The sequence below is a fragment of the Kitasatospora sp. NPDC034035 genome, assembly GCF_055575755.1.
Genome location: NZ_JBVISA010000054.1, coordinates 23,887 through 37,806, shown reverse-complemented (window position 1 = coordinate 37,806; position 13,920 = coordinate 23,887). Strand labels below are relative to the sequence as shown.

Sequence of the window (13,920 nt, the reverse complement as noted above, 5' to 3'; positions counted from 1 at the left end):
TACGGCACCGCCGGCCCCGCCCGCGTCGCCCTGATCACCGACGCCATGGGCGCCGCCGGCATGGGCGACGGCCTCTACCCCCTCGGCCCCCTCCAAGTCGAAGTCAAGGACGGCGTGGCGATGCTTCCGGACGGCAGCTCCATCGCGGGCTCCACCCTCACCCTCGACCGGGTGTTCCGAAGAGCGCTCACCCTGGGGAAGCTGACCCTCGGCCAGGCCGTCGAGTCGCTGTCCGCCACCCCGGCCCGGCTGCTCGGCCTGAGCGACTCCATCGGCACCCTCGAAGCAGGCAAGCTCGCCGACCTCGTCGTGGTCGACTCCGACAGCTTCGACCTGGTCGCCGTCATGCGCCGCGGCCGCTGGATCCTCGGCGGGGAAAGGTTCCGCACGGTGACATCCGTCTGAGCCGCCCGTCTGAGCCGCCCGTCTGACCGTCCGTCTGAGTCATCCGTCTGATCAGGCCGTCCGAGCCATCCGTCCGACAGGCCGTCGGCACGTACTCCGCCGCTACCGCCAGTCGACGAGCAGCCAACCGCGGTGCGGCAGGTCCCCGTCGATGTCGACGGTGCGGCCGGTCGCGGTGGCGGCGACGCCCTCCGGAGCGGCCAGCGGGCGGAGCAGGGTGGTCTCGGTGCGGACGGGGTCGCCGGGCAGGTGCACCCGGACCCGGGCCGGGTCCGCGCTGCCGTTGGCCACGGCGAGGCGCCAGCCCTCGTCCGTCCGGGCCAGCTGCGGGATCAGGTGGGGGCCGCCGCTGACCAGTGGCAGGGTGGGGCGGTCGCCCTCCAGGTAGCGGACCATGGCGTGCAGCAGCCGCTGGCCGTCGTCGTCGTAGGGCAGCAGTTCGACGGCGGTGGCGGCCAGGACGCCGACGCGGCCCCCGAGTTCGTTGGTGACGACGCACCGGCCGGCGCCCCACACCTGGTGGTCCGGGGTCAGGACCTCGGTCCAGCTCTCGGCGTCCGCGGCCGGCCGCAGCCGGGCCAGCGCCGGCTGCGCGTTGACGCTGAGGTAGGCACCGTGACTCGCACCGGCCCCCGGCACCGGGAGCACCCGCTCCAGCGCGTAGGGGCCCGGCTGGGCAACGCTCTCGCGGCCGCCCTCGCGCTGGGCGAGTTCGTCGACGGTGACGCCGATCAGGTGCCCGAATCCGCGTGCGCAGAGGATGCGCGCGGCGGTGCCGTCCAGCAGCAGGCCGCCGGTGAGCATCCGCCGGAGCTCGGCGTCGTCGTAGGCCCGGGCGAGCCGGCCGAACAGGACGCGGACCGGGGCGTCCCCGGCGGTGACGGGGACGCCGTAGCGGAGCAGGAAGTCCGCTGCCGGGCCCGGGTCCACGGCCAGGTCGGCGAGGTCGCCGCCCCGGTCGGTGCGCACCCGGGCGGCGGCGTCCTGGCGCACCGGGAGCGCCACGCCGTGGGTGACCGGCCGGCCCGGGACGCGTTCGGCGACGAGGTCGAGCGCGGGCCGGGAGCGGCGCAGCAGTTCGGCGACGCGGGGGAAGCGCTGGGCGCGGCCGGACTGCATCGGGTGGACGTTGAGGAACAGGGCGTCCGAGCCGGCGAGTTGGGCGGTGACCAGTTCGGACCAGGTCTGGGTGTCGGACTTGGACCACGCGGTGTGCGGCCAGTTCTCGATCTCCGGTTCGCTGCGCACGTACGGCGGCCGCAGGGCCCGTTGGACCTCCAGCATCCAGACGGAGAAGCTGAGTTCGCGGCCCGGGGCGTCGCCGTAGCGGGCGAAGTGGGGCCGGTGGGTGACCTGTCCGTCGATGGCGAGCGCGTCGAAGAGGGCGGGCCAGTCGCGGCCCTCGACGGCGTGGACGCCGGGCTCGGAACTCATCAGGCCGAGCCCGGTACGGCCGCCGGACCGCTCGGAGACGGCCGCCGCGATCGCCGAGGCGACCTCCAGTTGGGCGGTGCGCCAGACCTGTTGCAGGAGTGCGCGCCAGGGGTGGGGCGCGCCGGGGGCGGTCACGGCCGCGACGAGCTGTTCCCGGGTCGCCCGCTCCCCCGCCAGGTCGGCGAACCGGTCGAGCATCAGGGGTTCGAAGCCGCCGCCCCAGGGCAGCGGGGCGTGGTTGTGGTAGCGGAAGTCGTCCTCCAGCCACAGCACTCGCAGGTCCAGGTCGGCGAAGCGGGCGTAGTGGGCGGTGATCCAGGAGCGGAAGCGCGGGCAGGCGAAGGACGCCTGCGCGGTGGCCACCGTGCCGTCCGGGCCGACCATGGGCGCGAATCCCAGGCGGTCGACGCGGCCGCGGTCCGCGTGGCCGGCGGTCACCCAGGGGTTGAGGCTGACGTCGAGCCCGGCCGTCCGCAGGACCGTGGCCGCGGCGGAGGCGGTGTCGTACCAGCGGTCCTCGGCGGCGCCGTAGGGGTGCCCGGCGTGGAACTCCTCCGCTCCGAGGAGGAGGACGACCTCGTCGACGCCGGCGTCCCGGCAGAACTCGGCCAGTTCGGCGGCCCGTTCGGCGGCGTCCGGGGTCGGGTGGAGCTGGAACCGCAGGTGGTACCTCGCGGGCACGCGAGGCCTCCTCACTTGGTGCTGCCGGCGGTGAGGCCGGAGCGCCAGAAGCGTTGCAGGGACAGGAAGAGGACGACCAGCGGGACGGCGGAGACCATGGCCGCGGTGATCACGATGTTCAGCGGCGGCGCGCCGGGTCCGAGCGCCCGCTGGGCCTGCCAGCCGACGACGCCGACGGTGACCGGCTGGAGGTGGTCGTCGGCCAGCATCAGGACGGGCAGCAGGTAGTTGGTCCAGATGGAGACGAACTGGAACAGGAAGACGGTGACCAGCGCCGGGGACATCACCCGCAGCGCGATGGTGGCGAAGATCCGCAGTTCGCCGGCTCCGTCGATCCGTCCGGCCTCGATGATCTCGTCGGGGACGGAGGCGGCGGCGTAGACGCGGGCGAGGTAGACGCCGAAGGGGCTGACCATGCTGGGCAGCAGGACCGCCCAGTGGGTGTTGACCAGGTGGAGCCGGGAGAAGAGCAGGTAGAGCGGCACGGCCAGCAGCGGCTGCGGGACGAGTACGGCGGCGAGGACACCGTTGAAGGTGAGTTCCCGCCCGCGGAACCGGTACTTGGCCAGCGCGTAGCCCGCCATGGCGGAGAAGAGGGTGCTGATGCCCGCGCCGCCGACCGCGTAGAGGGCGCTGTTGCCCAGCCACTGCCAGTAGATGCCGTCCTGGCGGGTGAACACCTGGCCGAGGTTGTCGAAGAGGGCGAAGTCGCCGAACCAGAAGCCGTTCCCGGAGAAGAGGCCGCTGCTTGTCTTCGTCGAGGCGACGAGCAGCCACCACACGGGGGCCAGGAAGTAGACGGAGGCGATGAGCAGGACGCCCAGGACGAGCCAGCGGGAGGCCGGCGGGTGCGTGCGGGGGGTGGACGGTGTGCTCACAGGGCGGCTCCGCGGCGCTGGACGAGCTTGAGGAAGCCGAAGGAGAGCACGAACGCCAGCAGCGCGAGCAGGACGGACTCGGTGGCGGCCATGGTGAAGTTGTCGGCGTCCACGGCGTTGTAGGCGGCGTAGATCGGGGTGTAGGTGCTGCTCAGGTTCGGCGCCACGTTGTGCAGGATGGCCGGCTCGTTGTAGAGCTGGGCGGTGCCGATGATGGAGAACACCGTGGTGAGCACGAGGGCCGGGCGGATCATCGGCACCTTGATGCGCCAGGCGATGCCGATGGCCGAGCAGCCGTCCATGACGGCGGCCTCGCCGAGTTCCGCCGGGATGGACTGCAGGGCGGAGTAGATGATCAGCATGTTGTAGCCGGTCCACCCCCAGGTCAGCATGTTGCCGATGGTCGGGCCGAGCATGGCGTCGGAGGTCAGGCTCAGGTGGAGGCCGAGGTGTTCGGCGGCTGCGGTGATCGGGCTGAGTCCGGGGGCCACCAGGTACGACCACATGATCGCGCCGACCACGCCGGGCAGGGCGTAGGGCAGGAAGAACGCCAGCCGGAAGAACCGCTTGAACATGGTCGACCTGGCGTCCAGGAGGAGCGCCAGGACCAGGGCCAGCAGCAGCATCAGCGGCACCTGGACGACACCGATCAGCAGCACCCGCAGCAGCGAGGCGCGGAACTCCGGGTCGCCCAGCGCGGTGGTGTAGTTGCCGAGGCCGGCGAACACCTGCGTGGGTGCCGAGAGGCCGAGGCCGGAGCGGCGCATCCGGTACAGGCTCTGGTGGACGGTGTAGCCGATGGGTGCCAGGTACAGGGCCGTGAACAGCAGCAGGAAGGGGGCCAGGAACAGGGCGGCGGTCCGGCCCCGGCCGCGTGGGCGGCGGGCGGGCCGGGCCGGCCGTTCCGGCGGGGCCTGCGGTGCTGTCCGCCCGGCGGGGGCGGTGGTCATGCGTGTTGCCTCTCCTCGGTCTGACCGGATGGTGCGGAGCCGTCATTCCGGACCCGCACCCGTGGGGGTGGTGCGGGTCCGGTCGGCGGGGCGTCAGCCGGAGACGGCCAGACCCTGCTGCTTCATGCCGGCCACGGTCTTGCGCTGCACGTCGGCGAGCACGCTCGGCAGGGTGGCGCCGCCGGTGCCGGCCTTGCCGAGCCCGTCGCCGAGGTCGGTGGAGGTCTGCGTCATGGTGGGGCCCCACTGCCAGTCGGTGGCGATGTGGGCGCTCTCTGCCTTGAAGACGTCGAAGATCACCTGGCCGCCGTAGAACGGGTCGGGCTGGGTGAGCGCGGGGTTGGTCAGGCCCGAGGTCGCGGCCGGGTAGATGCCGGTGACCTTGATCAGGGTGCCGACGCTGTCGGGGTCGGTGCTCATCCAGGCGGCGAACTCGGCGGCCTCCTTGGCGTGGGCGCAGCCCTTGAGGACGGCGGTGGCCGAGCCGCCGTCGTTGCCGTAGACCGGGTCGGCGGCGTCCCAGACCGGCATCGGGGCGACCGCCCACTGGCCGGCGCCGCTCTTGACGCTGCTCGCGAGGGTCGGGGCGTTCCAGACCGCGTTGACGTCGGTCAGGACCTTGCCGTCCGTCAGGTCGGCGTAGAGCGACGGGTCGTAGCTCGGATCGGCCTTGAGGAGCTTCCTGTCCAGCAGGCCCTGCCAGAATCCGGCCACCTTCGTGCCGGCCTCGCCGGCGAGGCTCACCTGCCAGGTGTCGTTGCCGGTGCCGAACCACTTGGCGCCCGCCTGCCAGGCGAGCCCGGCGTAGTTGTAGGCGTCGTTGCCGAAGTTGCCGAGGTAGACGGTCGGGTCGGCGGCGTGCACCGTGGCGGCGTCGGCCGCGTACTCCTCCCAGGTGGCCGGCGGGGTGGTGATGCCGTACTTGGCGAAGAGGTCCTTGCGGTAGTACAGCGCCATCGGCGCGGTGTCCACGGGGATGCCGTAGGTCTGCCCGCCGATGGTGACCTGCTTCCAGGTCCAGTCGGCGAACTTCGCCTTGGCGTCGGCGGTGTACTTGGTGATGTCGGTGAGGGCGCCGGCGGCGGCGAAGCTGGGCAGCGTCTCGTAGCCGACCTGGGCCAGGCAGGGGGCGTTGCCGGCCTTCGCGGCGGTGAGCATCTTGGTGTAGCCGCCCTTGGAGCCGGAGGCGGTCTTGCCGAAGGTCACCTGGATGTCCGGGTGGGTCCGGTTGAACGCCTCCACGACCTGGTCGTATCCGGGGGCCCAGCCCCAGAGCTCCAGCTTCACGGGCCCCCCGGCGGAGCCCGTCGATCCCTGGTCACCACTGGACGAGCAGCCGACCAGGACGGTCGATGCGGTGACGACGGCTATCGCGGCGAGGGTGGTGGTTCCGGCCTTCACGTGCGTCTCCTCGGTTGGGGGACCGGGCGGTGCGTAATTCGTTCGGTTATTGTTTGAACTAACCCTGCTAAAGTCAAGAGCGGTGGCGGACCGGCCGCAGCAGCCCGCGCCACGAGTCGGGGAGCACCGCACGGCCGGCCCGGGGATGACGCGCGAGAGGAGAGGGCAATCAGCTCAGCACTGGAGGGCACCGGCGTACGGAACCTGGCGATGGCGGGACCGGCCGTCGCCCGCGACCGCTCCTCCGCCCGGCGGGCCAACCTGGGCATGGTCCTGCGACTCCTGCGCGACGACGGCCCGCGCAGCCGCAGCCGGATCGCCGAGGACACCGGCCTGCCCAAGGCGACCGTGTCCAACCTGACCGCGGAACTCCTCGACGGCGGCCTGATCCGCGAGGGCGAGGCCGAACGGGACCGGGGCACGGTCGGTCGGCCGGGACAGGCCGTGGAGATCGACGGCACCGGCGTCCACGGCATCGGCGCCGAGATCAACGTGGACTACGTCGGCCTGCTCGCCCTCAACCTCAAGGGCGAGGTGACCGCCGAGGAACGGATCCCGTTCGACGTACGGGCCGCCGGCCCCGGCGCCGTCCTCGACACCACCGCCCAGCTGATCACCCGGGGCATCGACCGGCTCCGCCGCGACGGCGGGCACATCGTCGGGGTGACGCTGGCGACGCCGGGCACCGTCAGGCTCGCCACCGGCACCGTCACCTACGCCTCCAACATCGGCTGGAGCGACGTGCCGGCGATCGCCGGCCTGCGCGAGCGGCTCGGCCCCACCGCCCCGGAGCTGCACCTGGAGAACGACGCCAAGCTCGGCGCCCTGGCCGAGTACGTCCGGGCGTCCGCCGACGACGTCCGCGACCTCGTCTACGTCACCGGCCAGACCGGCGTCGGCGTCGGCATCATCGCGGGCGGACAGCTCCTGCGCGGCACGGGCGGCTACGCGGGCGAGGTCGGCCACCTCCAGCTGGTGCCCTCCGACCGGCTCTGCACCTGCGGGCGGCGCGGCTGCTGGGAGACCACCGTGGGCCGCGGGGCCCTGCTGCGCTACGCCGCCGACCCCGGCGACATGGTCTGGGACCCGATGGTGGACCTGGAACGGCGCCTCACCGAACTGCGCGACCGCGCGCGGGCCGGGGACGCCCGCACACTGGACGCGCTGCGGCGCATCGCCGACAACCTCGCCCCCGGCATCGCGCTCCTCGCCGACATCCTCAACCCCCGACTGGTCGTGCTCGGCGGCCACTTCGCGTTCTTCGGCGAGTACCTGATCGACAGCGTGACCGACCAGGTCCGCGAGCGCGTGATGGCACCGGACTCGGGCGGCTCCGAGATCCTCCTGTCCCGGATCGGCCTGACCGGCACCATGCGCGGAGCCGCCCTGCTCGCCCTCGACGCCGTCTACCAGGACCCGACGCGAGCGATGAGCCGCGACTGAGCCGGCCCGGCAGCCCACGGGTCAGCCATAGTTCGACTCCCCGCCACAGTTCGACCCCGAGCATCGTTCGACTCCCGACCGAATCAATACCCCATCGGCACGCGCCACGTACGCGCAGGGCCCGCGGAGCGCCTCCGCGGGCCCTGCGCGTCACGGCCTGACGGCCGTCACGGTCCGGTCAGCTCAGCCGATGACCCAGTGCTGGAGGGCGGAGCCGGTGTCGGGCTGCTGGGTGACCGGCGCGCCGACGCTCTTCGACGCGGTGGTGAGCAGCAGCCCGCTCCGCTGCGAGGCGAGCGTGTAGCCGCCCGCCACCGGGGTGGCGATCCACCGCTGGTTGGCGCCGCCGGTGCAGGCCCACTGGATCACCTGGGCGCCGGCCGAGGTCGAGCCGCCGCTGACGTCCATGCACAGCTTCGACTCGGCGTTCGCGATCCGGTAGCTGCCGTCGGGCTGCCGGGTGAAGACCCAGCTCTGGTTCGCGCCGCCGTTGGGGGTCCAGGTGACGAGCTGGGTGCCCTGGCCGGTGGAGTGGCCGGGATCGTCCAGCGCCTTGCCCGAGGCCACCACCGTGCGGGGACCGTCGAGTGCGGCCGCTCCGTCGGGCGTGAGCGTCAGGGTCTGCTCGGCCGCGGTCCGCGCGCCGCCCACGGTACTTCCGGTGGTGTCCGTCCAACTCCGGGCCGGGGTGGTCTCGGTGAGCCGGCCGGCGTTCGCGGACAGGCCGAGCGCGAGGCCGCTGTAACGGTTCACGATCCGCAGCGAACCGGTCCTCGTGCCGTCGGCCGCCGTACCGGGAAGGAGGAACCACTGCTGACCGACGGTCGGCCCGCCCGCCGGAGCCGGACCGGTGGTGGGGCGGGCGCCCCAGGCGCGGCCGCCGACCGCCGAGGAATCGACGCCGAGCAGCTGCCCGGTGGCGGAGTTGGCGATCCGGTAGGAGCCGTCACCGTTGGCGGCGAAGGCCCAGGACTCCCGAGCGGAGCCGGTCGGCGCCGCCACCGAGGTGGTGGCCGAGCCCCCGGCGAGCTGGGCGAGCACCCGGCCGTCGCCGTTGGCGATCCGGTACGTCCTGCTCACGTCGACAGGAGGCGTCGCGGGCGTCGAGGAGTCGATGGTGACGTTCACGTACTCGCCGGACGCGCCGCCGGAGCACCCGAACGCGCAGTAGGTGCGGAAGGTGCGGCCGACGATCGCGGAGCCGGTGCGATTGGCGCCGTCGAGGAACCAGCGGTACCAGGAGGCGGTGTGGTAGCTCCCGCTGTCGCCGATCGGGACCCACTTCTGGGTGGAGAGGTCCGCGGTGGCGTAGTAGCGCTGGGGCGCGTTGCCGCTCTGGTCGACGGCCTGCGGCTCGCCGATGTACAGCCCGAGATGGGCGTCGTAGGTCACGTCCATGACGAACAGGGGCGAGGTCGGGGGCATCTTCCCGGCCGCGACCTGCTGGTCCGCGGTCCCCGTGGTGGCCGGGTCGTACTCCCCCGCCACCGGGGTGTAGCCGGCGGGGTTCGCGGAGTCGGCCGGCACCATGTTGCTCTCCCGGCCGCCCCGGCCGGGCTGGGACCAGGCGCCGTCGTACCACTTCTGCCAGGAGCCGGGGGCCATCTTGGCGGAGATCGGCGCGCGGGCGACGTGCTCGTGGAAGGCCTTCCAGCCGCCGCTCTTGTCCACGACGCGCGAGCCGTAGAACACGTAGAAGTACCCGGACGCGGCATCCACGAGCAGCCGCTGGTCGCCGTCGCCGTAGGAGTACGTCTGGTTCGGGAACTGGGCGGTGTCGCCCCGCTTCGTGCTGTACGGCGAGGTGATGGCGTGGTCCCTGATGCTCCAGGTCCGACCCTGGTCGGTGGAGACCGCGTAGTCGATCGCGTCGTAGTGGAGTCCGTCGCCGAACGGCTGCGGGGTGAACTCGTTGTGCACCAGCCCGTACCAGTCACCGGTGTCGGGATCGACCCAGACCCCGGACAGGTCGCAGTAGTTCTTCTGCGCGTACCCGCTGGTGCCGCCGGCGAACGTCGCCTCGCGGCCCGTGGGGCTGTTGTTGCAGCGCGCGGTCGTGTCGTTGTTCCGGTCGGTGGCGTCGGCCGGGTTCACGGCGTCGCTGATGGCACCGGAGCGGGTGGCGGTGTCGAAGTCGCTCCCGGTGAAGAAGTCCCAGTAGCGCGGGTCGTTCTTGCCGTAGAGCGCGGCCGACTGCTGGAAGTAGAAGGTGCCGTCCTTGTCGACGTACGGGACGGCCGGGGTGTCGGTCGGGTGCGGGTAGGGGGTCGGCGCTCCGACGCTCACCGTGTAGGTCGCGGTCGCGGTCGCGGAGGCATCGGCCGAGGCCGCGGCCCCGGCTCCGGCCGGAAGGACGGCGGGGGCCAGCAGCGCGGCTGCGGCTGTCAGTGCGACGGCGAGCCTTCGGGGTGGGGGAAGGGACACGGGTACTCCTTTGCGGGGCACCTATCGGTGCTGCCGTGGGGGAACGGAGCCCGAGCGCGACGCGCCGGCACGAGTCACGACGGACCGGGGCCGTGTGCGCGCGAGGCTGTATCGAGACTGGGTCGATTTTGATTCACTCTGACCATTATCGCTCAACTTCGAGCAAAGGGTTGCAGAGCACTTCGGGGAAGTCAAGACCTCCAAAGCGCCCTGCCGCGACCGCTCACAGCCACTCAAATCCGGCAGAACCAGGCACGATCCGGCCATCGGACCCCGCCGACCCCAGGGGCCACGGTTGAGCATTTTCGAACGTCCCCGGTGATCAAAGCTCAGCCCGTTGATCAGTCCCGCGCACCCCGGGCCTATACGTCACCGCCGCCAACGCCCCGGGCGCCCGCTGACCGGCCCGGCGGCGTCCACCGACTCAGCCGACCGCCGCGCCCGCCCGCTTCGACGGCTCGGCCGCCGAAACCTTGGTCGCCGCCGGAGCCTCGGGCGCCGCCGGGCCGGTCAGGGCGGCCAGTCGGCGCAGGCTGGCCCGGCGCTGGAGCGCGCCGAGGCCGACGCTCGCCGCGCCGAGGCCCAGCCAGCCGGCCGGTCCGGCCGCCATCACCACCCCGGTCAGCAGCAGCGGGCCCACCGACTTCTGTACCGACTGGGACATCCCGGCCACCCCCAGGTACGAGGCCTGGGCACCCGGCGGCGCCAGGACGACCGCCAGCTCCCAGGAGCTCACCGACCGCATCAGCTCCGCCAGGGTGACCAGCATCGCCGCGGCCAGCAACGCGAGCGAGGCCGTCCATGGCCCTGCGCCGGTGGCGAGCGCGATCAACAGACAGCCGGCGAACAGCGTCGCCCCGTACCAGCCCACCGCCGCGGCCGCCCCGCGCGGGCCCTCCGCCAGTGCCGAGACGCGCAGTTGCAGCAGCACCACGAGCACCGTGTTGAGGACCAGGAAGACCGGGACGACGGCGTGCGGCGCGCCGGTGTGGTGGACGAGCCAGAGCGGCAGGCCGACGTTGAGGATCGAGTCGTCCAGGTTCATCGGCATGTCCAGCAGGACGAACAGCAGGTAGCCGCGGTCGCGCCAGGGGCTCGGCGCGGCGATCGGGTCGGCGGCGGGCTCCGCCCCGGAGGCCGCCGCGACCAGGCCGCGCCCGGCCGGTTCCCGGGTACGCCAGACGAGGACGGCGGCCAGGACGAAGGAGAGCCCGTTGGCCACGATCAGCGTGCGGTAGGCGGCGGTGGTGCCCACGGCGAGGCCGATCGCCGAGATGCCCGCGCCGACCGCGTACCCGGCGTTGGCCACGCTGCGGAACAGCGCCTGGTACGTGGCGCGCCGCTCGCCCGCGATCCGGGTGGCGAACAGCATCTCCAGGGTCTTGGCGGCCCGCTCGGCGAGGCAGGTCAGGGCGACGACGGGGAGCAGCGCGGCGAAGTCGTCGACGACCAGCAGCAGGCTCATCGTCCCCAGCCGCAGCAGGTGGCACCCGATCAGCAGCCACCGCACCGGCACCCGCTCGGCCGCCCGCCCGGCCAGCGGCGATCCGGCGATCCCCGCCACCGCGCCGACGCCCAGCAGCAGGCCGAGCTGCCGGGCGTCCATCCCGCACACGTAGGTGAAGTAGAGCACCGAGGCCGCCGCCCAGACGCCGGTCCCGGTCCGGTCGACGCACTGCGCCAGCAGCATGATCCGCGCGTCCCGCCCGCCCGGGGGCTTCCGCAGCTGCGCTATCAGTCCGTTCCCCCGCATGGCAGGCCCCCGTCGCACGATCGGCATCAATCTCGACATCAAGATACTTCATATCAAGACAACCATGGAACCCCCGTCCCCCGTCCCACCCGGCCACCCCCGACCCACCGGACCCTCGACGTGCGGCGGGCGGTGCGCCACACTCTCCCCAGCAGCACCCCGCGCTCCCAACGCACCGGCACGACGTCATGACCACCGCACTACGGAGAGCCTCACGGTGAGCACTCGTCAACTGCTGGAGATCGTCTTCTCGTCCGGACGGGCCGGGTCCGGCCCGGCCACCTGGGGCCAACAGGCCATCTGGGACGCCGTACGCCGGCTGGCCCCGGCCGACGCGCCGCGCTACAACACCACCACCGCCGCGCCACTGGACCCCGGGCTGCCGCTGCCCGTCGTGCGCGGCGCACTGGAGCAGCTGCTGCACCTGCACGACTCGCTGCACGCGCTGGCCGCCGAGATCGCGCGGCTGACCGCCGAGGGCGTCGAACTCGCCGACCGGTCCTGCGTCTTCAACGACACCCGCGAGCTGCTCCCCGCCACCGCCGACCCCGGCGACGACCGGACCACCCTCACCTGGCCGGTCGAGTTCGAGCCGCGCCCCGGCCTGACCTACGCCCTGGACGCCCTGCAGTCCCCCGAGGCGCTCAGCCTCGCCATGACCGCGAACCCCTCCGTGCTGCCGCGCCCCGCGATGGAGCACTTCCTTTACGGCATGGAGGAGTTGATCCTCACCGAGGCGAGCGCCGCAGCCGCAACCCTCGCGACCCCGGCAACCACCGAAGGGGCCACCGGCGCTTGAACCTGACATTGATGTCAAGTTCTACCGTACCGGCATGACCACCACCACGGAATCCCTGCTCGGCCCGTACCGCCTCGGCTCACTCGACCTCCCCAACCGCGTCGTCATGGCCCCGATGACGCGCTACCGGGCCGCCGAGGACGGTACGCCACTGCCCGTCGTCGCCGAGTACTACGCCCAGCGCGCGAGCGCCGGCCTGATCGTCACCGAGGGCATCTGGCCCAGCAGCCGCGGCCAGTCCGGCTGGTACCTCCCGGGCCTGGAGACGCCCGCGCACGTGGCCGGCTGGCGCGCGGTCACCGAGGCCGTGCAGGCGGCCGGCGGGCGGATCGTCGCCCAGCTGATGCACGGCGGCCGCCAGGGACACCCGCTCAACCGGCTGCTCGGCGACCTGCCGGCCGGCCCCTCCGCCGTCCCCGCACCCGGCCCGGTGCACGTCAGGGACGGCGGCAAGGCCGAAGCCGTCACCCCGCGCGAGATGACCCGCGAGGAGATCCGCCAGGCGATCGCCGACCACGTCGGCGCCGCCCGCAACGCACTCGCCGCCGGCTTCGGCGCCGTCGAACTGCACGGCGCCAACTCCTACCTGATCCACCAGTTCCTGGCCGACAACACCAACCTGCGCACCGACGAGTACGGCCCCCACACCCTCGCCGACCGCCTGCGCTTCCCGATCGAACTCGTCACCGCCGTCGCCGACGCGATCGGCCCCGACCGCCTCGGCCTGCGACTGTCCCCCGGCAACCCGCAGTTCGGCATGCACGAGGCCGACCCGGCACCGGTCTACCGGGCGCTGATCGCCGAACTCGACGGCCTCGGCCTGGCCTACCTCCACCTCACCGACAACGACGACTACCCGGCCCTGGCCGACCTGCGCCCCCGCTGGTCCGGCCCGCTGATCGCCAATGTCGGCGAGAACCGCGCCGCCACCGACCGCGAACGCGGCGAGGCGGTCCTGGCCGCCGGGCTGGCCGACCTGGTCTCCTACGGCCGCGCCTTCATCGCCAACCCCGACCTGCCGGAACGGTTCGCCGCCCACGCCCCGCTCACCCCCGTCGACCCGACCCACCTCTACGGCCGGACGGCGACCGGTCTCACCGACTACCCGAAGCTCACGGGCCACCCGACGCCCAGTCAGCTCGGTTGACACCGGGTCCTACCCTGGGCCCCATGCGGATCCTCGTCCTCGGTGGCACCTCCTTCGTCGGCCGCACGATCGTCGACGACGCCCTGCGATCCGGCGCCGAGGTCACCCTGTTCAACCGCGGCCGGACCAGCCCCGGCCTCTTCCCCGACGCCCGCCGGCTGATCGGCGACCGCGACACCGGCGACCTCACCGCCCTGCGGGACGGCCGCTGGGACGCCGTGGTGGACGTCAGTGGCTACCGCCCGCACCAGGTCGACCAGGCCATGGCCGTCCTCGGCGACCGGGTCGGCCGTTACCTCTGCATCTCCAGCCACGCGGTGTACCGGCGGGACGGCCTCGCCCCCGGCTCGGACGAGTCCGCCCCGCTCCGCGCCCCGCTGTGCGAGGCGGAGCAGCTCACCGAGGAGACCTACGGCCGGCTCAAGGTCGCCTGCGAGGACGACGTCACCGCCCGCTACGGCGACCGGGCGACCATCGTGCGGCCCGGCAAGGTGGCCGGGCCACCAAACAAGAACCACTTGCTCCCCTACCGGGTGCGTCGGGCGGCGTGCGGCCGCCGGATCGCCCCGCCCCGCCGCCCAAAGCAGCCGGTCCAAGTTGTCGAC

At 72.9% G+C, this 13,920-nt stretch carries 11 protein-coding genes; 5 read left to right on the top strand and 6 right to left on the bottom strand.

Annotation, left to right across the window (positions count from 1 at the left end; all coding sequences use genetic code 11):
- A partial coding sequence (locus ACZ52J_RS40435; RefSeq protein ID WP_465626183.1) for an amidohydrolase family protein occupies positions 1-405 on the top strand: 405 nt, incomplete at its 5' end.
- Between the two features lie 102 nt (positions 406-507).
- On the opposite strand, the gene ACZ52J_RS40430 is transcribed toward ACZ52J_RS40435, so the two are convergent.
- The 4 genes from ACZ52J_RS40430 to ACZ52J_RS40415 form a co-directional block, all read right to left on the bottom strand.
- Positions 508-2,520 (bottom strand): hypothetical protein, encoded by a 2,013-nt coding sequence (locus ACZ52J_RS40430; RefSeq protein ID WP_465626181.1) that lies wholly within the window; start codon positions 2,518-2,520, stop codon positions 508-510.
- A gap of 11 nt (positions 2,521-2,531) precedes the next feature.
- On the bottom strand, positions 2,532-3,398 hold the full coding sequence (locus ACZ52J_RS40425) for a carbohydrate ABC transporter permease (protein WP_465626179.1): 867 nt from the start codon (positions 3,396-3,398) through the stop codon (positions 2,532-2,534).
- Positions 3,395-4,348: a carbohydrate ABC transporter permease gene (locus ACZ52J_RS40420; protein WP_465626177.1), complete on the bottom strand. Its 954-nt coding sequence runs from the start codon at positions 4,346-4,348 to the stop codon at positions 3,395-3,397. The genes ACZ52J_RS40425 and ACZ52J_RS40420 overlap by 4 nt, the downstream gene beginning before the upstream one ends.
- 93 nt (positions 4,349-4,441) lie before the next feature.
- Positions 4,442-5,749, bottom strand: coding sequence for an ABC transporter substrate-binding protein (locus ACZ52J_RS40415; protein WP_465626175.1), 1,308 nt, complete (start codon positions 5,747-5,749; stop codon positions 4,442-4,444).
- Positions 5,750-5,959: 210 nt separating this feature from the next.
- On the opposite strand from ACZ52J_RS40415, the gene ACZ52J_RS40410 reads away from it, so the two are divergent.
- Entirely contained in the window at positions 5,960-7,192 is a 1,233-nt protein-coding gene (locus tag ACZ52J_RS40410) for an ROK family protein (RefSeq protein WP_465626173.1), read from the top strand.
- 183 nt (positions 7,193-7,375) lie between these two features.
- Here ACZ52J_RS40410 and ACZ52J_RS40405 read toward each other — a convergent pair whose 3' ends face one another.
- Together ACZ52J_RS40405 and ACZ52J_RS40400 are read right to left on the bottom strand one after the other, a co-directional pair.
- Positions 7,376-9,616, bottom strand: coding sequence for an RICIN domain-containing protein (locus ACZ52J_RS40405; protein WP_465626171.1), 2,241 nt, complete (start codon positions 9,614-9,616; stop codon positions 7,376-7,378).
- Positions 9,617-10,040: 424 nt separating this feature from the next.
- Entirely contained in the window at positions 10,041-11,369 is a 1,329-nt protein-coding gene (locus ACZ52J_RS40400) for an MFS transporter (RefSeq protein WP_465626168.1), read from the bottom strand.
- 217 nt (positions 11,370-11,586) lie between these two features.
- On the opposite strand from ACZ52J_RS40400, the gene ACZ52J_RS40395 reads away from it, so the two are divergent.
- From ACZ52J_RS40395 to ACZ52J_RS40385, 3 genes are all read left to right on the top strand, one after another.
- On the top strand, positions 11,587-12,168 hold the full coding sequence (locus ACZ52J_RS40395) for a hypothetical protein (RefSeq protein ID WP_465626166.1): 582 nt from the start codon (positions 11,587-11,589) through the stop codon (positions 12,166-12,168).
- 34 nt (positions 12,169-12,202) lie between these two features.
- A complete protein-coding gene (locus tag ACZ52J_RS40390) occupies positions 12,203-13,315 on the top strand; it encodes an alkene reductase (protein ID WP_465626164.1) in 1,113 nt (370 codons plus the stop codon).
- Positions 13,316-13,338: 23 nt separating this feature from the next.
- Positions 13,339-13,920, top strand: a 582-nt coding sequence (locus ACZ52J_RS40385; RefSeq protein ID WP_465626162.1) for an NAD-dependent epimerase/dehydratase family protein, incomplete at its 3' end; no start/stop codon positions are given.

Excerpts from the sequence above, each read along its gene's own strand:
- ACZ52J_RS40420 (WP_465626177.1), bottom strand. The coding sequence starts at position 4,348 with ATGACCACCGCCCCCGCCGGGCGGACAGCACCGCAGGCCCCGCCGGAA.
- ACZ52J_RS40410 (WP_465626173.1), top strand. The coding sequence starts at position 5,960 with ATGGCGGGACCGGCCGTCGCCCGCGACCGCTCCTCCGCCCGGCGGGCC.
- ACZ52J_RS40400 (WP_465626168.1), bottom strand. The coding sequence starts at position 11,369 with ATGCGGGGGAACGGACTGATAGCGCAGCTGCGGAAGCCCCCGGGCGGG.
- ACZ52J_RS40390 (WP_465626164.1), top strand. The coding sequence starts at position 12,203 with ATGACCACCACCACGGAATCCCTGCTCGGCCCGTACCGCCTCGGCTCA.